At 47.4% G+C, this 19306-nt stretch carries 19 protein-coding genes and 1 pseudogene; 13 read left to right on the plus strand and 7 right to left on the minus strand.

The features are described from left to right. Positions 1–8: 8 nt before the first annotated feature. The 3 genes from HPS57_RS03485 to HPS57_RS03495 form a co-directional block, all read right to left on the minus strand. On the minus strand, positions 9–1085 hold the full coding sequence (locus HPS57_RS03485; protein WP_172180174.1) for a rhamnogalacturonan acetylesterase: 1077 nt from the start codon (positions 1083–1085) through the stop codon (positions 9–11). An 86-nt stretch (positions 1086–1171) separates the two neighbouring features. After that, a complete protein-coding gene (gene hisS / locus HPS57_RS03490; RefSeq protein ID WP_172180176.1) occupies positions 1172–2539 on the minus strand; it encodes a histidine--tRNA ligase in 1368 nt (455 codons plus the stop codon). A gap of 24 nt (positions 2540–2563) precedes the next feature. Further along, a complete protein-coding gene (locus HPS57_RS03495; protein WP_172180178.1) occupies positions 2564–3844 on the minus strand; it encodes an adenylosuccinate synthase in 1281 nt (426 codons plus the stop codon). Positions 3845–4470: 626 nt separating this feature from the next. Here HPS57_RS03495 and HPS57_RS03500 point away from each other — a divergent pair. From HPS57_RS03500 to HPS57_RS03550, 11 genes and pseudogenes are all read left to right on the plus strand, one after another. Next, positions 4471–4737 (plus strand): annotated as a pseudogene (locus tag HPS57_RS03500) (zinc ribbon domain-containing protein); the annotation flags it as partial. Positions 4738–4768: 31 nt separating this feature from the next. After that, the gene (locus HPS57_RS03505) at positions 4769–5722 is read left to right on the plus strand and encodes a hypothetical protein (protein ID WP_172180180.1); all 954 of its coding nucleotides are present in this window, start codon (positions 4769–4771) and stop codon (positions 5720–5722) included. Continuing rightward, positions 5688–7835, plus strand: coding sequence for a hypothetical protein (locus tag HPS57_RS03510; RefSeq protein WP_172180182.1), 2148 nt, complete (start codon positions 5688–5690; stop codon positions 7833–7835). Before HPS57_RS03505 ends, HPS57_RS03510 begins: the two co-directional genes overlap by 35 nt. Positions 7836–7901: 66 nt before the next feature. Further along, positions 7902–8111 (plus strand): DUF3791 domain-containing protein, encoded by a 210-nt coding sequence (locus tag HPS57_RS03515; protein ID WP_172180185.1) that lies wholly within the window; start codon positions 7902–7904, stop codon positions 8109–8111. Positions 8112–8293: 182 nt separating this feature from the next. Then, positions 8294–8503 (plus strand): hypothetical protein, encoded by a 210-nt coding sequence (locus HPS57_RS03520; RefSeq protein WP_172180188.1) that lies wholly within the window; start codon positions 8294–8296, stop codon positions 8501–8503. A 33-nt stretch (positions 8504–8536) separates the two neighbouring features. Further along, positions 8537–9142 carry a DJ-1/PfpI family protein gene (locus HPS57_RS03525; protein ID WP_172180190.1) on the plus strand — a complete coding sequence of 202 codons (606 nt, stop codon included), beginning with the start codon at positions 8537–8539 and terminating at the stop codon, positions 9140–9142. Positions 9143–9149: 7 nt separating this feature from the next. Beyond that, complete coding sequence (locus HPS57_RS03530) at positions 9150–9380, plus strand: hypothetical protein (protein ID WP_172180192.1); 231 nt, start codon at positions 9150–9152, stop codon at positions 9378–9380. 46 nt (positions 9381–9426) lie between these two features. After that, entirely contained in the window at positions 9427–9738 is a 312-nt protein-coding gene (locus HPS57_RS03535; RefSeq protein WP_172180194.1) for a transcriptional regulator, read from the plus strand. A 7-nt stretch (positions 9739–9745) separates the two neighbouring features. Then, positions 9746–10771, plus strand: a complete 1026-nt coding sequence (locus HPS57_RS03540) for a DUF3089 domain-containing protein (RefSeq protein WP_172180196.1) — start codon at positions 9746–9748, stop codon at positions 10769–10771. A gap of 130 nt (positions 10772–10901) precedes the next feature. Beyond that, positions 10902–12242 (plus strand): MATE family efflux transporter, encoded by a 1341-nt coding sequence (locus tag HPS57_RS03545; protein ID WP_172180199.1) that lies wholly within the window; start codon positions 10902–10904, stop codon positions 12240–12242. Then, positions 12239–12697, plus strand: coding sequence for a GNAT family N-acetyltransferase (locus tag HPS57_RS03550; RefSeq protein WP_172180201.1), 459 nt, complete (start codon positions 12239–12241; stop codon positions 12695–12697). Before HPS57_RS03545 ends, HPS57_RS03550 begins: the two co-directional genes overlap by 4 nt. 299 nt (positions 12698–12996) lie before the next feature. Here the strand turns inward: HPS57_RS03550 and HPS57_RS03555 are convergent, their stop codons facing one another. The 4 genes from HPS57_RS03555 to HPS57_RS03570 all read right to left on the minus strand — a co-directional run bounded on the left by HPS57_RS03555 (position 12997) and on the right by HPS57_RS03570 (position 16254). After that, entirely contained in the window at positions 12997–13521 is a 525-nt protein-coding gene (locus tag HPS57_RS03555) for a GNAT family N-acetyltransferase (protein ID WP_172180203.1), read from the minus strand. Then, complete coding sequence (locus HPS57_RS03560; RefSeq protein ID WP_172180206.1) at positions 13518–14288, minus strand: MBL fold metallo-hydrolase; 771 nt, start codon at positions 14286–14288, stop codon at positions 13518–13520. Before HPS57_RS03560 ends, HPS57_RS03555 begins: the two co-directional genes overlap by 4 nt. Next, a complete protein-coding gene (gene murB, locus HPS57_RS03565) occupies positions 14285–15337 on the minus strand; it encodes a UDP-N-acetylmuramate dehydrogenase (protein ID WP_172180209.1) in 1053 nt (350 codons plus the stop codon). The genes HPS57_RS03560 and murB overlap by 4 nt, the downstream gene beginning before the upstream one ends. A 71-nt stretch (positions 15338–15408) precedes the next feature. Then, positions 15409–16254 (minus strand): DUF4348 domain-containing protein, encoded by an 846-nt coding sequence (locus tag HPS57_RS03570; RefSeq protein ID WP_172180211.1) that lies wholly within the window; start codon positions 16252–16254, stop codon positions 15409–15411. A gap of 158 nt (positions 16255–16412) precedes the next feature. Here HPS57_RS03570 and pheS point away from each other — a divergent pair, with 158 nt between their 5' ends. Together pheS and HPS57_RS03580 are read left to right on the plus strand one after the other, a co-directional pair. Continuing rightward, positions 16413–17453: a phenylalanine--tRNA ligase subunit alpha gene (gene pheS, locus HPS57_RS03575; RefSeq protein ID WP_172180212.1), complete on the plus strand. Its 1041-nt coding sequence runs from the start codon at positions 16413–16415 to the stop codon at positions 17451–17453. 83 nt (positions 17454–17536) lie between these two features. Then, a complete protein-coding gene (locus HPS57_RS03580) occupies positions 17537–19150 on the plus strand; it encodes an ABC-F family ATP-binding cassette domain-containing protein (protein ID WP_172180214.1) in 1614 nt (537 codons plus the stop codon). Positions 19151–19306: the final 156 nt, after the last annotated feature.

Here is a 19306-nt window from a genome sequence, read left to right on the forward strand (position 1 = left end):
ACATTGTTTTACCTTATTTTTTTTATCACCGCCTTTGGGCGGATCTCATACTTCACGCCCTTTACTGCCTGAGGCTTCTTGAACGTGCCGTCAAGCACCAGGACTGTCGCCTGCTTTCCTGCCGGAATGGCTTTGACTGCCTCCTCTATGGTAAAGAAGTTGCCGCGTCCTTCCTTTGACACAACATAGTCATAATGACGGACATGTTCCTTCAGCGCAGGGACAGCCTCACCAATGGCGTCAGCAAGGCGATTAGCCACGACACGAGCACCATATATATTATAATGTGTATTGTCCTTCCTGCCTTTAGGTATGCTTGCAACCTCACCGGGCTTAAGCCACATGTGCAGTTTGCGTGAACCTTCCACACCATATTCTGTCTCTATCCAGTGCGTTATGCGGTTGGCATCGACAAAAGGCACATTGAGTCGCTTGGCTACAAGATAAGGAGCAGCGGTATAATCACCATCCTCTGTATAATGTGTTGCCACAAGATACTCGGTGTTAACCTCTTCCTCACTGTACTTAACGTCACGCAACGCCTCATCATCTGCCGCACCTTTCTTCTCCGCAGCCGACAATTCCGCTGTCTTTTCAGCATCATTCTTCTTCAGACGTGCATCAAAGAAGAGTCTGCGCTCCACACAGTTGAAAAGGACAGGTATGCCGCCCTTCTCACGTGTCTCACGGACATAATGCTCAAGATTAGCGTCAAACGATGTCCCCGGTTTGGCAAAGCGTTTCGACTTGCCCGGGATGTCATGCTTCTCGTCATTATGTCCAAACTGTATGAACACATAATCGCCCGGCTTTATCTTGTCCATGACCTTCTGCCACAAGCCTTCATCCCTGAAAGAACGTGAGGAACGGCCGTTGCGTGCATGGTTGTCGACGACAATGTCCTCAGAGAAGCATCCCTGAAGCATCATGCCCCAGCCACGCTCCGGAGAACCTTTTGATATGTCTTTCTCCGCTGCCGTGGAGTCACCGATAATGAACACTGTCGTCTGACGCTTTGACGAAGAGACGAGCACAATTAGACACACTGCAAAGAGTATGCTGCAAATGAATTTTATCTTTCTCATTTTATTTATCTTTTTCAAGCTATAACGTTATCTTACAAGCCTTTACCACAACGACCCGAGAATAAGGTTCAAGACTCGCACCACGATCAGCATTTGCCTGAAATTGCAGCAATGAGTTCCTCAGTAGTTACGAGTGACTGCTCGCCTGTTGTCATATTCTTCAATGTCAGCTTGCCTTCCGCTATCTCATTCTCACCGGCAAGGGCTACGAAAGGTATATGCTTGGCGTTGGCATACGACATCTGCTTCTTCATCTTCACACTGTCAGGGAACACCTCCGTGCGGATTCCCGCCTTCCTTGCCGCAGCAGCGACAGGCAGACAGTAAGCAGTCTCCTTCTCTCCGAAGTTGATGAACAGCAACTGTGTGGCATTGACAGCCTCCTTTGGATAGAGGTCCAACTGGTTGAGGACATCATAAATGCGGTCTGCACCGAATGAGATGCCCACACCGGACAAGCCCGGCATGCCGAAGATTCCTGTCAGGTTGTCATAACGACCGCCACCGGTGATAGAGCCAATCTGCACATCAAGCGCCTTCACCTCAAAGATTGCGCCGGTGTAGTAGTTAAGTCCGCGTGCAAGAGTGAGGTCAAGCTGTATCTCGTTGTTAAGCGAACCTTTCAGGCTGTCAAGGATAAACTGCGTCTCCTCAACGCCTTTCAGTCCTGTCTCGCTTGTCGCAAGCACCTCGCGGATGACATTGAGCTTGTCGTCATTAGTGCCCTCGAGCTTGATTATCGGCTGCAGTTTCTCTATCGCCTCCTCGGAGATGCCGTCCTTGCGCAACTCCTCATTGACAGCGTCAAGACCTATTTTATCGAGTTTGTCGATAGCGACAGTGATGTCTACAATCTTCTCCGCCTCACCAATCACCTCGGCAATGCCGGTCAGAATCTTACGGTTGTTGATTTTAATCTGCACACGGACACCGAACTTTGTGAACACAGTGTCTACTATCTGCATAAGCTCCACCTCATTGAGTAATGAGTCAGAGCCCACGACATCGGCATCACACTGGTAGAACTCACGGTAGCGTCCCTTCTGAGGACGGTCGGCACGCCACACCGGCTGTATCTGATAGCGCTTGAAAGGCATCTGAAGTTCCTCACGGTGCTGCACGACATAGCGTGCAAAAGGCACTGTAAGGTCGTAGCGGAGTCCCTTCTCGCAGAACTTTGCCGCCAGTCTCAGCGTGCTTGTCCCTGCCACTTCCTCAGCGGTCATGCCATGGAGGAAATCGCCGGAATTGAGAATCTTGAAAAGGAGTTTGTCGCCTTCCTCGCCATATTTGCCCATAAGCGTGGACAGATTCTCCATGGCAGGAGTCTCTATCTGCTGAAAGCCATAGAGCGCATAGACATCCTTTATAGTATTGAATATGTAGTTGCGCTTCGCCATTTCCATTGGTCCGAAATCGCGAGTGCCCTTTGGTATACTTGGTTTCTGTGCCATAATCTTACTTTAGCTTCTTCAAGATTACTTGCGGACAATAGTCTGGGCACGGTCAGGACCGATGGAGATGACAGTGATAGGTGTCTCCAGCTCTTTCTCAAGGAATGCAATGTAGTCCTTGAACTGCTGAGGGAACTCATCCTCGGATGTGAACTGTGTCATGTCGGTCTGCCATCCCGGAAGCTCTGTGTAAACAGGCTCGATGCCCTTCTCTATGTTATAAGGGAAGTCGCGTGTCTCCTCACCGTTCACCTTGTATGCAGTACAAGCCTTGATTGTAGGGAATGTGTCAAGCACATCTGACTTCATCATGATAAGCTGTGTAACACCATTGACCATGATTGAATAACGCAGTGCCACAAGGTCTATCCAACCGCAACGGCGCTCACGTCCTGTCACAGCTCCATACTCATGGCCGATGTCACGCATCTTCTGACCTGTCTCGTCAAAAAGCTCTGTCGGGAACGGTCCTGCGCCTACTCTTGTGCAGTAAGCCTTCATGATTCCGAACACCTCGCCTATCTTGTTAGGGCCGACACCGAGACCTGTGCATGCACCGGCACAGATGGTGTTGGAAGAAGTAACAAACGGATAAGAACCGAAATCGACGTCAAGCATAGTGCCCTGCGCACCTTCCGCAAGGATTGTCTTGCCGGCTTTGAGCGCCTTGCCGACAGTGTGCTCGGAGTCAACGATATTGAACAGTTTGATGTACTCTATACCCTCCATCCACACTTTCTCAGTCTCTGCCAGCTGCGCCTCGTCATACTCGAAGCCTATGGAGTTCAGAATCTGTATGTGGCGTGCCTTGTGGGCAGCGTATTTCTCATCAAAACCGTCAAGAATATCACCCACACGCAGACCATTGCGTGATGTTTTGTCAGTGTATGTAGGACCGATGCCCTTACCGGTAGTGCCGACCTTGTCCTTGCCCTTCAGCGATTCGTAAGCCGCATCGAGAATACGGTGGGTCGGCATGATAAGGTGTGCTTTCTTTGAAATGTAGAGACGCTCCTTCAAGTCATGACCGCTCTTCTCAAGTTCTTTAGCCTCACCCATGAAAAGGTCCGGCGCAAGAACCACGCCATTGCCAATGATGTTGACCTTTCCACCCTGGAAAATGCCGGAAGGAATAGAACGGAGGACATACTTCTGTCCCTCAAACTCCAATGTATGTCCGGCGTTTGGACCACCTTGGAAACGTGCAACAACATCATACTTCGGTGTGAGAACGTCAACGACCTTACCCTTACCTTCATCGCCCCACTGCAAACCGAGCAGGACATCGATTTTTCCTGTATTCATAACTTTATAGTATTGTTTTTTTTACTCCTCTTTCATGACCTTGTACCATTGGTACATAATCCGCTACAAAAGTAACAAAAAAAAACGAGACAAAAGAAAATCAGCCTCGAATATTTATATTTTTTATAGATGTCTTGTAAAATTCATGAGGAATAAAGTGCTTTTCCATGAAAGAGAAAGTGCACATCTGCATGACAAAAACAATAAGGGTTTACAAAGAAACAATAAAGTTTTGACAGGCAATTAACAAGGTTTATAAATAATTACATAACCACCTATTTTCCAAACACTTAACACCATACAAACAAAAGATAACCTTTCGCAACACAAAAGGTAACCTTTTACCATGTAAAGTGATACCTTTCACCACATAAAGTGTTACCTTTCGCAAAACAGACGGTATCCTATGGTTATGAGCGAAAAAATACCTGACAGATGCGGTGCTGCTCGCTATGTTATAAAAAGTTATTTTTTCAGCAACGGCACAAGTATTTACGGATATTATGACTACTTTTGCCGGAAGACAGACGCAAGGGCTGTCAAATGAAAAAATCATACAAACAACGCCCGGCATCCTTGCTGCACGGACACAAAAAGAAAACATCATGACACAAGAAGGAAACCACATGGAACAGAATTTCTGCCAAAGTTGCGGCATGCCGCTTAACGACGGAGTCAAGGGTACGAATGCCGACGGAAGCATTAACGATGACTACTGCATCTATTGCTATAAGGACGGCAAGTTCACACAGGACATGACTATGGAGCAGATGATTGAGCATTGTGCGCAATTCACTGACGAGATGAACAAGCAAACAGGTTGGAATCTTACACAGGAACAGGCGAAAGAGCAGATGCGAAAGTTCTTCCCTAACCTGAAAAGGTGGAAAGAGTAGTCGCTTGTCGGGACAATATGGCAGTGGCATGACACATTGGAAATTGAGATACATACCTATATTATTCTCTCTTTTGCTGCTAATCACAGCATGTGGAAACAGAGAGAACAAGACCACGGTACGCTCTGTTTACTACTGGAACACAGCTTTTAACATCGATTCCGTAAAGGCGGACTTCATCAGGAGTCACAACATCGGGAAGATTTATGTGAGATATTTCGATGTTGTGCAGGATGTGTCCGGAGGTTTTCCTGTGCCTAATGCCACGATACGCATAGACAGCGTGCCGGAAGGGCTTGCGCAGGAGGTTGTGCCTGTTGTGTTTGTCCTGCCCGATGCGCTGGACTGCGACATCCAAAAACTGGGCAAAATGATTCTTACGCGCATCAAGCAAATGAGCGAAACGCACGACATGGGGCGGGTTCGGGAGATACAAATCGACTGCGACTGGACAGTGTCCACCCGTCAGCGGTTCTTTGATTTCATGAAATCTCTGAAGGAAAGGACTGCCGCAGAAGGAATCATCCTTTCGTCAACCATACGCCTTCACCAGCTTGCCACTGCCCCTCCCCCTGCCGACAAGGGAGTGCTTATGGTCTATAACACCGGCGATATGCGCCGCATTGACAAGGAGAAGCCTATCCTTGACATAAAGGATGTGCTGCCGTACCTTAAGCACCTGAAGGACTATCCGCTGCCGCTTGCCACCGCTTATCCCATCTACCGTTGGGAATTGCTGTTCCGCAACGGCAGGTTTGTGGACATTGTGCATGGCCGCAGCGAGCTCCCTATCCTGCAATCGGACACGATTGTGGTGCGCCAACCTTCTATGGACGACATCATGGCGTGCCGGAATGCCATAGAGACTTTGCGTCCGGAATGTGCAAACGAGATTATACTCTTTGACTTGAACAACTATAATATAAAGCGTTATGGTTACAAAGACTTTGAAAACATTTATAATAGGTCTGTTGGCTTTTAATGTCTCTCAGGCTTATCCTTGTGCATGGGCGGCACCGGAAAGGTGGTACATGTACAATTTTGGTTCACCCATGTTCAGCAATTATTTTCAGGACGAGAACCAAAAATATTGGAAAGAATACTGCAACCCTGAAGAACCGTTGTATTGGGCTTCCATGGCAGCAATGAAAGAGGCCGCCAATGCGAAGAAAGATGCTCCTATGCTCAGTTACCTAAATGCATTGGAACAATACATGAACGTGTCCGACGAGCTTTCACGTGACAGTTGGGACTACCCGACAGCGGAGCAGCTTGCCAAGCGGAAGCAGACGCTTGGCAACATACTTTCCGCATGCCGACAGCACAAATCCGGACAGCTGGCGGACAGGTGGCTGCTGCTTGAGATGCGTGCCAACATGATGCTGGGGAATTATTCCGAGAATGTTTCCTTGTGGAGGACACGAGGCGAGAAGGCTTCTGCGGGCTATGTCAAGGAGATGATGCGCAATGTCTATGCCAATGCGCTTCTTAACACAGGCAACAAAGTGGATGCTTGGAACATTTATGCCGGACAGAACGACAGTCAAAGTCTGTTGTGGAGTGCAAGGAAATACACTAACCTTGCCGGAATAAAGGAGCTGTACGATCGTTATCCCGACGCACCTGTGCATAAGTTCTTGTTGGAGAAATATGTCAACTCTGTGCAGGATGTTGTCGACATGTACTACGACAATCTGCACCGCAAAATCCGGAATGCGGAGGAAATGGCTTACGGCTCTGTCCTTGGGACGAACTGGGAGGAGGCGTACACTTACTATTGGCACGAAATCAGTGGCAAGGCTTATGCCCCGATTGACAAGGACTACATGAAGGAAATCAACGAGTTCATTGCGTTTTCCGACAGTGTGGCAAACTTGAAAGCCACTGTCAATCCGTGCATGTGGGAGACGGCATCGGCACTTTGCTCCTATTTCTTAGGCAATTACGCACAGGCAAAGGAAAGGATTGGCAACGCCATGGCGATGAAGGCTGACGGTGACACAAAGGATATGGCACGCCGCATACGCATGCTTATTGCGACATCGTCGGACGACATTGCCTCTTCGGAGTTCAAATCGTTCATCACCCAAGAGCTTGCGTGGCTTGACGGCGAGATAGACAACAAGGGTGGAAACTATCTTTCTAATGCTCGCGACCGCATTCTCAACCTCGGACTTGCAAGGAACTATGAGGGGCAGCACAACATGGATATGGCACGCCTTGTCGCATTGTGCCGCAACTATGTGGGAGCTCACAAGGATTATGTCCTAAACTCTATGATGCAGAACATCTATCCGAACAAGTCTGCTGACATTGTGAAACTGTTCCATACTCTTAAGAGTCCCGGAGAGGACCCTCTTGCCCGGTATGTTGCATCGAGAATTGTACTGCCTGACGATTTCAAGAACGACATCCTTGGCACGAAACTCCTTCAGGAGGGGAAATGGGAAGAGGCTCTCCCCTACCTTAAACGTGTCAGTATGCAGTACCTCAACAGTCAGGCAATAGCGTTCTATGCCGCACGGCGCAACTATAAAATCCCTGCATGGAACGGTTTCCAGACTGTCAACGACAACAATTATGAGGAGACCCAGAAACCTGTCTTCCTGCAACGCAACGTGAAAGTGGATTTCTGCAATGACATGATAAGGCTTGCCAACGAGGCGAAGTCTGCCTCACAAAGCCGCAAAGACAAAATAGCCCTTGAAGAGGCGGTGGCATTGTATCAGGCTTCCCGATTCGGACAATGCTGGTATATCTCGCAATATGGCTTCTCACATTATGAGGAACATCCTGTCGCTGCTGACGAACTTGCAGGCAAAGCCATAGCGAGACTGTACAAATTAGAGAAGGCTGCCGACCCGAAAGTGCGTGCAGCAGCATTGTTCGCCTTGGTTTATGCCGCGCCTGACAAATGGAAGACGGAGACATGGGACTGGGGCAGCAGCAAGACAAACGTCCTTATCCACCGCACCTCTGTACAATATGCTGCAATAAACAGACTCAACAATTTCCTGACAGCCCAACCTTCAGCCCGCCTGCCGGAGATTTCACGCTGTGACGTAATCAAGCAGTGGCGCGCATCCCGCAAATAAAAGCTTGTCCCTACAAGAAACAAATCAGGCTCAAAGATACGATGGTCACGTAATTACAAAATGTTTATGAACAATAAGATTGGATATATAAACTTCTGCATTGGCAAATTTGCAGAAAGGTTTCGTATGACACGGCTGATGGCATACCACTATCTGAGTGCGTACAAAGGACTGGAATTCCTTGACAAATGCTACGAAGCAGAGCATCTTCTCTCAGCAGAGGATGCTGTTATGGATTTGAGAAAAGTTTGCAGAAATAACGGAGGGACGATATGATTAAGTTATATCATGGCACAAACATGTGTTTCGACACTATAGACCTGCGTAGTGATGCAGATTGACCGTTATCTTGCGCGGATGATTGACTTGGGCACGTTATTAAAGGAATTGACCTACAGAAAACTGAACCGCCAGTATTTCTTTGGCACAGCAAAAGCACTTGAAAAACTTGAAAGAATATGACGAAGGCAGAATTGAACTTTATGATTGACAGTCGTGTTGAGGCATTGGTCGGCTTCCTTATGGAGGATAAGAACATGAGCCTGCTTGATGCCTTTGACCGAGTGTATAATTCCCGAACATACCGTTTGTTGAGCAATCCGCAGACAGGCTTATATTACCAGAGCGCCGGATATATTTACAGCTACCTTGAAGAAGAGTGTCAATAGAATCAACTTTTATTATAAACAACGAATATTTTTATGAATAACGAAATCCTTTACATCCTCCTGCCTGACTATGCGGCGCACGAGGTAGTGTTTCTTTCTCAGGCAATCGCATCGGATGAGTTTGCACTGAAAGAGAATCCGAAATATATAAATAAGGTGGTCGCCCCAACAATGGAACCTGTAAAGTCCATTGGCGGTTTCCGCACATTGCCTGACTACTCGTTTGAGACCATGCCGGAGGACTATGCCGCATTGGTTCTTATCGGTGGCTTCGGGTGGGCAACTCCTGTTGCAGACAGAGTAGTACCGATAGTAGCGAAGGCTATTGCCGACGGCAAAGTGGTCGGAGCTATATGCAATGCCGCATCATTCATGGCAAAGCATGGCTTCCTCAACGACCTGAAGCACACTGGAAACGGGCTTGAGCAGCTGAAATTGTGGGGTGGCGATAACTATACTAACGCTGCCGGGTACATCAACGCTCAGGCTGTTTCCGACAAAAATATTGTTACAGCCAACGGTTCTGCCACACTTGAGTTTGCAAAGGAACTGCTTCTTTTGCTTGAGAATGACACACCTGAGCGTATTGAGATGTATTATCAATTCAACAAGCAGGGCTTCTGTGAACTGTTCAAATAAAGAAAGTATGTTAAGCAATAGGGTTACACGTAACATTTGGCTGGTGTTATCAATCACATCGGCCTATCCTGTCATTGGTCGTGCTATCGGAATTGCCAATGGCAGTGGAGAATGGTTGATGCTTTGTTCTGCAATAATTATCTGTGCCGCATGCATAAGATTCTATCTCTACTACCGCCGCCAAGTAAAGAAAGGAATCCTTTTCGGCAAGGGAAACCCATGGAGGGATTCTCATTAAGTTAAGATAAAAACGGAGGCTTATATCCACATCAACACACAAAAACATGGCTTGCACAACAGATTACATACAAGAATTATGCGACATCCTTTCTCCACTCGGCGAGGTCAGAAGCCGCAAGATGATGGGTGACTATGTCATTTATGTCAATGAGAAATGTGTCATCACAGCTTGTGACAACATTGCTTTCGTAAAGAAACTCCCATGCATAGCGGAAATGATGAGCGATGCAGAGACTGGCACACCCTACCCCGGCGCAAAGGAAGCATACATCCTTGACACATCCAACCACACAAAAGCATTGGAAGTCATAGCCACACTTTGGGAGAAACTACCATTTCCAAAAAAAAGAAAATAATGCCACAATGCAGAAACTTGCAAAACAATTCCTAACACTCACGCTCTTTGCGCTACTCATCCCTTCCACACTCAGTGCGCAGATAGAATGGAGCGACAGCCTTATGTGGTACCGGTCTGCAAACAAGTCAAAGGCAACGACAGACTACGACGTGTTTTATGTCCTGCCTACATGCGTATTCGCATGGGAGGACGGACAAGGAATCAAGCATTACAATGCTGACCCTATGAACCCTGCACATCGTAAGGCATGGCAGCTTTCAGCCGAACTTGCCGACACGATTTTTGCCACAGAGGCTCGCCTCTACCTGCCATATTACAGACAGGCAACCTTCGGCACACCAAACGAAACGGCATACAGGGCGGCTGCCGACACAGCAAGGGCTGATGTGATAAACGCATTCAAACATTATATGGCACACAACAATGCCGGCCGCCCCTTTGTGCTGGCAGGATTCAGCCAAGGAGCGCGCATGGTCACGGAGCTGCTGAAGGCTATGGACGATGACACATACAGCAAAATGATTGCCGCATACGTAGTAGGCTACGGTATAACGGCAGCTGACACTATGCCTCACCCCGGCCTTTACATGCCCGGCAATCATCGGTTGCAGCACATCCGTATGGCTACTGATGCCGCATCACGTGGCGTGACGGTTTGCTTCAACAGTGTTGCAAAGATTGAGGCTGTCAACAAAGAGTTGTGTGGCATGAACATCGCCTGCATAAACCCTGTATCATGGACTACGGAAAGCCGACCTGCCACACTGCTTGCCGCAGGAGCATCACCAAAGAAGGATGACACTCGCTTTCCATACGGCACGGCTGTAGTGGCACGGTCAAAGGATGTCCCTGTGACTGTCTGTGTCAACAAAGAACTGAAAGTCTTGGTTGTGGATGGGCTTGATACACCTCGCTACACACTGCCTTCACTAAAGGACATGTTCCCGGAAGGCAACCTTCATCTGCAAGAACTGTTCTTCTATGCTGAACACCTGAGGGAGAACGTGAAACTGAGAAGCCGTAGCAAGTGAACCTCTGCCTAACAACAACATCTTCATAAATCAGAATGACTCCGCATAAGGCAAAAGAACAAATACTGATGAAAATTTGCACGGAATCGGGAAAAACTGTAACTTTGCAGTCTTGTTTTTATACAGAGATATGAAGAAACGTTTTGACATTTACAAAGAACATTATGCGGCTTTGGTACGCCTCGGGCTGCCGATAGTCATAGGACAGATTGGAATTATTGTACTTGGCTTTGCCGACACACTGATGATTGGACACCACAGCACGGCTGAACTTGGTGCAGCGTCATTCGTAAACAATGTGTTCACACTTGCCATAATCTTCAGTACCGGATTTTCTTACGGTCTGACACCTATAGTGGGTGCGATGTATGGTACAAAGCAGTACACGTTTGCCGGACAGGCACTGCGCAACAGTCTTGTGGCAAACACACTCGTGGCTTTGCTACTGACAGTGTGCATGGGAATCCTATATTGGAACATTGAGAACCTTGGGCAGCCGGAAGAACTGCTTCCGCTTATCAAACCATACTATCTTGTGCTGCTTGCATCATTGGTGTTCGTGATGCTGTTCAATGGTTTCAAACAGTTCACCGACGGCATAACGGACACAAAGACAGCGATGTGGATACTCCTGAGCGGCAATGTGTTGAACATTATCGGCAATTACATCCTAATCTATGGCAAGTTCGGCTTTCCCGAACTCGGACTTCTCGGTGCCGGCATAAGCACACTGTTTTCCCGAATTGCCATGGTTGTGGTGTTTATCATCATTTTCCTCCGCAGCATACGTTTCAGGCGGTACAAGGTCGGCTTCTTCCGCCTTGGTCTGTCACGTACAGTCTTCGGGCGCTTGAACGGTCTTGGCTGGCCTGTAGCTTTCCAGATGGGCATGGAAACGGCATCATTCAGCCTCAGCGCCATCATGATAGGCTGGCTTGGCACTATTGCTTTGGCTTCCCACCAGGTTATGCTTGCCATTTCGCAGTTCACATTCATGATGTACTACGGCATGGGAGCAGCAGTGGCTGTGCGTGTCAGCAATTTCAATGGACAAGGCGATACGCTCAACGTACGCCGCTCTGCCTTTGCAGGATTCCATTTGATGGTTGCCCTTGGCGTGGTCCTGTCATCCATTGTATTCCTTTTGCGCGACTATCTCGGCGGGTGGTTCACTGAAAGTCCGGAGGTTGCTACAACAGTGACATCACTGATTTTCCCATTCCTTGTCTACCAGTTTGGCGACGGACTGCAGATAGCTTTCGCCAACGCCCTGCGTGGCATATCTGATGTAAAACTCATGATGCTCATAGCGTTCATAGCCTATTTCATTATAAGTCTTCCTATGGGATATTTCTGCGGCTTTGTCATGAATTGGGGTGTCCTGGGCGTTTGGATGGCTTTCCCTTTCGGACTTACAAGTGCCGGGCTTATGCTGTTTGCGCGTTTCAACTATATGACTAAGACAAGATGAAAGAACATATCATAGAAAGATGCTTCGACTACGAGGCATTGACAGCTGTATGGCTTGCGTCTGTAAAGGCAACACATGACTTTTTAACAGCGGAAGACATTGACTTCTACCACGAGAAACTATCGCATGACTATATGCCATGCGTTGAGTTGTATGCCATAAAAAACGCCCGTAGTGAATGGACAGCCTTTATAGGACTAAGTGATAAAATGATTGAAATGTTGTTTGTCCATCCCGACAGCATGGGAAAAGGCTATGGCTCACAGTTACTGCGTTTTGCAGTCGAAGAGAAAGGTTTGCGAAAGGTTGATGTCAACGAGCAGAACCCACGTGCCTTGAAGTTCTATACATCTCACGGATTCACCGTAACAGGGCGTGACGCCACCGACGGCGAGGGCATGGCGTACCCTATTCTTCATCTTGAAAAACCCAATAATCCAACTGCCAAAAACTAAAAAAGCAAATCTACCGCAACCTGCAAGTAATATATGATTAGCATATTGATGTGACACATGACAATGAAAGGTAACGTTTCGCCATGCAAAGTGTTACCTTTTACTTGCCGAATCGTTACCTTTCACATTACAAAGTGTTACCTTTCGCTATGTCAACACGTATTTAACATACGTCAAGTTTTTAATTAAGTAAAACAGCGCATAAACCTTACATATTTTCACAAACACCGTATTTTTACTTACAAAATGCAACGGTGCATACATTTCATGAAGCAATGAAATGCATGCACCGTTTATCTCTACAGTTCCAATCGATATGCCTTACCGGCAATACCGTCATAGACATATTGTTCCACAAACATGAACCCGCACTTTTCTGCCACACGCTGTGACGCAACGTTACACAAATCGGTGGTAATCAGAAGGGAACGGAGACATAAAGTCTCACGGCAAAACCGTACCAATGCCATGAGAGCCTCACTTGTCAGCCCTTTTCCCCAATACTGATGCCCTATCCAATAGCCCACTTCGCGCTCCGAATCCATAACAGAGTGGTGTTCCTCCCCTGACGGCACAAGACCGATACAGCCGACTGGCTCACCGCTCTCCTTGAGAACTATGGCGAAATTGTGAGGGTTTGGCATGAAAAATCGCTCTATGACCTCACGGCTCATAGCAACAGAAGTATGGGTGGGCCATAATGCAAGCTCACTAACCCTGCTGTCGGAAGCATATTTGTACAGTGCTTCCGCATCATCCGTCTGCCATGGACGCAAAAAAATGCGGTCGGTTTGCAGAGTCATCATCATATTATTCTTTCTCAATCAATGGATATTTCAAGCCCATCATACGCAAACACGAACCCTTCCGGCAAGCGTGCATTTGCCTCATCATGCAGCCCTATGTCATGGGTGGTGTGGGTGAAATATACCTTTTGCGCACCAATCTTGCGTGCAAAAGAGATTGCTTCGTCAACAAGCATGTGGGCGGGATGGTCGTCGGTGAAGCGCAAAGCATTGACCACAAGTGTCTCAACGCCTTCCAAATACTTGTACTCCGTGTCGGCAATGGTCTTCATGTCAGTGATGTACGCCAATTTCTCCCCTATCCTGTATCCGAGAATAGGCAGCTTTTTATGCATCACCTCTATAGGGACGATTGTCGTCTTGCCCACTTTCAGTTCCTGATGAGGCTCTATGACACGGAGGTCAAGGCGCGGAACGCCGGGATAAAGATGCTCACCGAAGCAGTAAGGCATGGTCTGCGTTATCGCCTTCGCCGTATCATCATTGGCATAAACATGGATGTCTCCAAACTCATAAAAGAATGGCCGAATATCGTCAAGCCCTCCAACGTGGTCATAATGCCTATGAGTCAGGAGTATGGCATCTATCCTCTGAAAAGGCAACTTCAACGCCTGATGATAGAAATCCGGACCGCAGTCTATCAAGATACGCGCATCCTCCGTCTCCACCAATGCCGATGTACGCAGCCGCTTGTCCTTAGGATTGCCGCTCATGCAGACTTTGCAACGACAGCCTATCACAGGAACACCGCACGATGTGCCTGTCCCAAGAAATGTCAATATCATAGGAAATTAACCTCCGGATAAATGTCTATGCCAAATTTTTCCGCCACACTGCGCCTTATGGCATCACTCAGAGCCACAATGTCAGCACCTGTGGCACCGCCTTTGTTGACAAGCACAAGGGCTTGCTTTGAATGAACGGCAGCCTTGCATCCTGCACCGTCGGCAGGAGTTCCGTCACATGAGAGTCCGCGACCTTTCCACCCACACTGTTCTATGAGCCATCCGGCAGGAATCTTTTCATGGTTTTCATCAATGTGATAATGAGGCATTGAGGGATAATCCGACAAAAGACTGAGGAACTTTTCCTTAGAGACAACGGGATTCATGAAGAAAGAGCCTGCATTTCCCTCCACTTTCGGGTCAGGAAGTTTTGCGTTCCTTATGTCTATAATAACCTTTCGCACATCCTTTGCGTCAGGATTTGTTATCCCACGCTTGTCAAGTTCAGCGATGATATTGCCATATTCCAAGTGAGGAACAAAGTTTTTTGACAGCTTGTATGTAACGTGTGTGATGACATATTTCCCTTTCCACTCCCCTTTGAAGCGACTGTGGCGATAACCATAACGGCATTCCTCATTGGAGAAAACTGCAGTTTCGCCGGTACAAACATCAAGAGCTTCCACCTTATGGATGATGTCCTTTGCCTCACATCCATAAGCTCCGATGTTCTGAACAGCAGATGCACCGACATCACCGGGAATGATGGACAAGTTCTCTGCACCATAATAGCCATGCTCAACACTATATGCCACCACATCATCGAAGCATTCGCCGGAGCCGCAGCGTAAGAGCACTGAGTCGCTGTCCTCACATTCCATGACCTCAATGCCTTTGATGTTTGAGCGCAACACTGTCCCTTCAAAACGCTTTGTGAGCAGAAGGTTGCTGCCTCCTCCCATGACAAGGAGCGGAGAGTCCGCCGGGATCAGAGAAATAATTAAGGAACGCAACTCGCCAACAGTGTCAAACTGCACAAAGCGGCGGCAATCCTCACTGATACCGAAAGTATTGTTATTTAGAAGATTATAATCTTTTATATCTGTCATCTGTAATGTCTGATTGAAAGTGCAACGCCCAACATGTCCTTTTCCAAGGACCTATCCTTATGTGGGCAGGCTTATGTGGTAAGTTTGACAAGCATGTAGCTGTCTTTTGTTTTTTTGAAAGTCAGCTCTGTCTCAAATCCGTTTGCTATGCCACGAACAACAAGTATGCGCTGATCTCCGCGTTTTGGAAGGTTACCATAAATGAGGTTGTAGATCATCTCACGCGGAAGTTCCGGCGCAAACATAGACCATTGCTCCGGCATAATGGAGCCATCCATGCGCGAAAAGTCATCATCAGGGTCCGGACCTGAGAACTCCACACTCTCAGCAAGTGCATTATGGCGGAAAGTTGAGTCATTGACAAACTTGTCATAAAACAAATAGAAATCACCGTTATTGTTGTCAGCCATATCCTCTGTCTTCAGTTTCTGAAGCCGCCATAGTCCATCCACACGGTCAAAGACATACTGCTTCACGTATCTTTCCGTGAGAAAGACTTTCTCCAGCACCACATGTGCCACCTTCGTGTCCTGTGCTTTGCGGAGTTCCTTGATATTGCCGACAACCATGGTGTAGAAACCTTGGCGCATAAAGAAATGGTCCATCCTCCACTGACGCCTGTCAACGGAAGAGACAGTACCATAGACCTCGTGGCGCAAAGGGAATGAAATCCTCTCCTGCTGCAACTTCTTGTTGGCAGCAAAATTGAATATAAAGTCATCGAACAACTCATCAGCCGCCTTTGGCATTACTGTCTCTTCGATAAGGCTTTCCATGGTATCGGCACTTACAGTGTCCACATACGAAGTATCCACGATACTGTCATGAGCCTCTGTTGTCTTGTGGTTACACCCCGTAATAGTCCAAATCATTGTCACTGCAGACAACAATACGAGAACATAAACGCTTCTTCTCATCTTTTCAGAATTTACTTATATATCAACCAAATTGGGTGCAAATTTACACAAGTCTTATGAGAAAATCAAATTTTTAGATAACTTTATTCACAACACTCCCATTTTTACAAGAAAAATTATTAATTTTGTACCCAAATTAAAAAAACAACATCATAATTATGATACTCGAGAAAATAGAAGCACTGAAAGTTGAGGTGGCAAACATGACTGCCAAGAACGCATCTGAGACTGACGAGCTGTACGTGAAACATTTGAGCAAGAAAGGTGACATCACACTCCTGATGCAGGATTTCCGCAATGTCCCTGCCGACCAGAAGAAAGAAGTCGGCATGAAGATTAATGAATTGAAGCAAATGTGCATAGCGCGCATCAACGAACTGAAAGAACAGACTGCAATACAGGAAAACGGTGACGAGGCAATCGACCTGACACGCACAGCATACCCGATAGAGCTTGGCTCACGCCATCCACTGACCATTGTCAAGAACGAAATCATAGATATTTTCCAGCGCATGGGCTTCACTCTTGCTGACGGTCCTGAGGTAGAGGATGACCTGCACGTGTTCACAAAGATGAACTTTGCAGCAGACCATCCGGCGCGTGACATGCAGGACACATTCTTCGTTGAGCAGTCAAAGCTGAACGATGTTACCAAGAACATACTGCTCCGCTCACACACTTCCTCTGTGCAAGCTCGTGTAATGGATGCCTCACAGCCTCCAATCCGTGTCATCTGCCCTGGACGTGTGTTCAGAAACGAGGCAATCACAGCACGTGCACACTGCTTCTTCCACCAGGTAGAGGGTCTGTACATTGACAAGAATGTATCTTTCACAGACCTGAAACAGGTGATGCTGACATTCGCCCGCGAGATGTTCGGACCGGAGACAAGCATCCGTCTGCGCCCTTCATATTTCCCATTCACCGAGCCTTCGGCAGAGATGGACATCTCCTGCCATATCTGTGGCGGCAAGGGATGCGGATTCTGCAAGCACACAGGCTGGGTGGAGATTCTCGGATGTGGCATGGTTGACCCTAATGTGCTTGAGCTTTGTGGCATAGACTCCACACAGTACTCAGGCTACGCATTCGGCATGGGTGTGGAACGTATTACCAACCTAAAGTATCAGGTAAGCGACTTGCGCATGTTCTCTGAGAACTACACTCCGTTCCTTAAGGAATTCGAGAACGCATACTAATATAAGATATTACAAAAAGCCCGGAACCATACAACATGGTCCGGGCTACAAACAAAAAAACAAGTAACAAAAGATATTTTTTAATGATAACTGTCACAAATCTTGCTATACAATTCGGCAAACGAGTTCTTTATAAGGACGTCAACATAAAATTCACCAATGGTAACATTTATGGTATCATCGGTGCCAACGGTGCAGGAAAATCCACCCTGCTCCGTGCTATCTCAGGTGAACTTGAGCCTAACAAGGGTACTGTCGAAATGGGACCTGGAGAACGTATGTCCATACTGGAACAGGACCACTTCAAATATGACTCTTTCACCGTTATGAACACAGTCCTCATGGGACATCAGCCACTTTGGCAGAACATGCAGGAGAAAGAGGCTCTCTACATGAAGACCGATTTCACAGACGAAGACGGCGTAAAGGTTGCGGAACTTGAAGAGAAATATGCAGAACTCGGTGGCTGGACAGCGGAAAGTGACGCAGCTCAGCTTCTGCAGAACCTTGGCATTGCAGAGCCCCTGCATCAGAAGATGATGTCAGAACTCTCCAACACAGAGAAGGTGCGTGTCATGCTGGCAAAGGCTTTGTTCGGAAATCCTGACAATCTACTCCTTGACGAGCCTACCAATGACCTTGACCTTGACACAGTACAGTGGCTTGAGGAGTATCTTTCAAATGTCGAGCAGACTGTCCTTGTTGTCAGCCACGACCGTCACTTCCTTGACGCTGTGTCCACACAGACCGTGGACATTGACTTTGGCAAGGTGACTGTGTTCTCAGGTAACTACTCTTTCTGGTACGAGTCATCACAGCTGGCTCTCCGCCAGGCTCAGAACCAGAAGGCTAAGGCTGAGGAGAAGAAGAAGGAATTGGAAGAGTTCATCCGCCGATTCTCTGCCAATGTGGCAAAATCCAAGCAGACTACATCACGCAAGAAGATGCTTGAAAAGCTCAATGTTGATGAGATTCAGCCTTCCACACGTAAGTATCCGGGCATTATCTTCACTATGGAGCGTGAGCCGGGCAATCAGATTCTTGAGGTTGAAGGCCTGAAAGCTGTTGAAGAGGACGGAACAGTGCTTTTCGATAATGTCAGCTTCAACATCGAGAAAGGTCAGAAGACAGTATTCCTTTCTCACAATCCAAAGGCGATGACCGCGCTTTTCGAGATTATCAATGGTAACCGTGAAGCACAGGCGGGCACATACAAGTGGGGCGTGACCATCACAACAGCTTATCTGCCACTCGACAATACAGAGTTCTTCCAGACAGAACTGAACCTCGTTGACTGGCTTTCTCAGTTCGGACCGGGCAATGAGGTTGCCATGAAGGCCTTCCTCGGACGCATGCTGTTCAAGCAGGAAGAGGTCGAGAAGCATGTCAATGTGCTTTCCGGAGGTGAGAAGATGCGTTGTATGATAGCACGCATGCAGATGAAGAATGCCAACTGTCTCATCCTCGATACTCCGACAAACCACCTTGACCTTGAGTCTATCCAGGCTTTCAACAACAACCTTGTAACCTTCAAAGGCAATGTGCTTTTTGCGTCACATGACCACGAGTTCATCAACACTGTTGCTGACCGCATCATCGAACTGACACCGAAGGGTACTATTGATAAGCTGATGACCTACGATGACTACATCTATGATGCCGGCATAAAAGAGCAGAAAGCCAAAATGTACGAATAGTATAACGACACCTTATTATATATTTAGGTGCGCAAGAACAATGTTTGGTCTGAACTACAATGGACAAAAACAAGAGCAATATATTCAACAGCCTACGCAAAACTGTCATGAATTGGCACACTATTTGTAGGTCTACAAAGCGGACCAAATACACAA

The organism is Palleniella intestinalis (assembly GCF_013166595.1).
GTDB lineage: Bacteria > Bacteroidota > Bacteroidia > Bacteroidales > Bacteroidaceae > Prevotella > Prevotella intestinalis.

Coding starts and splice junctions, on each gene's coding strand:
- HPS57_RS03485 (WP_172180174.1), bottom strand. CDS start 1,085: ATGAGAAAGATAAAATTCATTTGCAGCATACTCTTTGCAGTGTGTCTA.
- hisS (WP_172180176.1), bottom strand. CDS start 2,539: ATGGCACAGAAACCAAGTATACCAAAGGGCACTCGCGATTTCGGACCA.
- HPS57_RS03495 (WP_172180178.1), bottom strand. CDS start 3,844: ATGAATACAGGAAAAATCGATGTCCTGCTCGGTTTGCAGTGGGGCGAT.
- HPS57_RS03505 (WP_172180180.1), top strand. CDS start 4,769: ATGACACATTGGAAATTGAGATACATACCTATATTATTCTCTCTTTTG.
- HPS57_RS03515 (WP_172180185.1), top strand. CDS start 7,902: ATGAACAATAAGATTGGATATATAAACTTCTGCATTGGCAAATTTGCA.
- HPS57_RS03520 (WP_172180188.1), top strand. CDS start 8,294: ATGACGAAGGCAGAATTGAACTTTATGATTGACAGTCGTGTTGAGGCA.
- HPS57_RS03525 (WP_172180190.1), top strand. CDS start 8,537: ATGAATAACGAAATCCTTTACATCCTCCTGCCTGACTATGCGGCGCAC.
- HPS57_RS03530 (WP_172180192.1), top strand. CDS start 9,150: ATGTTAAGCAATAGGGTTACACGTAACATTTGGCTGGTGTTATCAATC.
- HPS57_RS03535 (WP_172180194.1), top strand. CDS start 9,427: ATGGCTTGCACAACAGATTACATACAAGAATTATGCGACATCCTTTCT.
- HPS57_RS03540 (WP_172180196.1), top strand. CDS start 9,746: ATGCAGAAACTTGCAAAACAATTCCTAACACTCACGCTCTTTGCGCTA.
- HPS57_RS03545 (WP_172180199.1), top strand. CDS start 10,902: ATGAAGAAACGTTTTGACATTTACAAAGAACATTATGCGGCTTTGGTA.
- HPS57_RS03550 (WP_172180201.1), top strand. CDS start 12,239: ATGAAAGAACATATCATAGAAAGATGCTTCGACTACGAGGCATTGACA.
- HPS57_RS03560 (WP_172180206.1), bottom strand. CDS start 14,288: ATGATATTGACATTTCTTGGGACAGGCACATCGTGCGGTGTTCCTGTG.
- murB (WP_172180209.1), bottom strand. CDS start 15,337: ATGACAGATATAAAAGATTATAATCTTCTAAATAACAATACTTTCGGT.
- HPS57_RS03570 (WP_172180211.1), bottom strand. CDS start 16,254: ATGAGAAGAAGCGTTTATGTTCTCGTATTGTTGTCTGCAGTGACAATG.
- pheS (WP_172180212.1), top strand. CDS start 16,413: ATGATACTCGAGAAAATAGAAGCACTGAAAGTTGAGGTGGCAAACATG.
- HPS57_RS03580 (WP_172180214.1), top strand. CDS start 17,537: ATGATAACTGTCACAAATCTTGCTATACAATTCGGCAAACGAGTTCTT.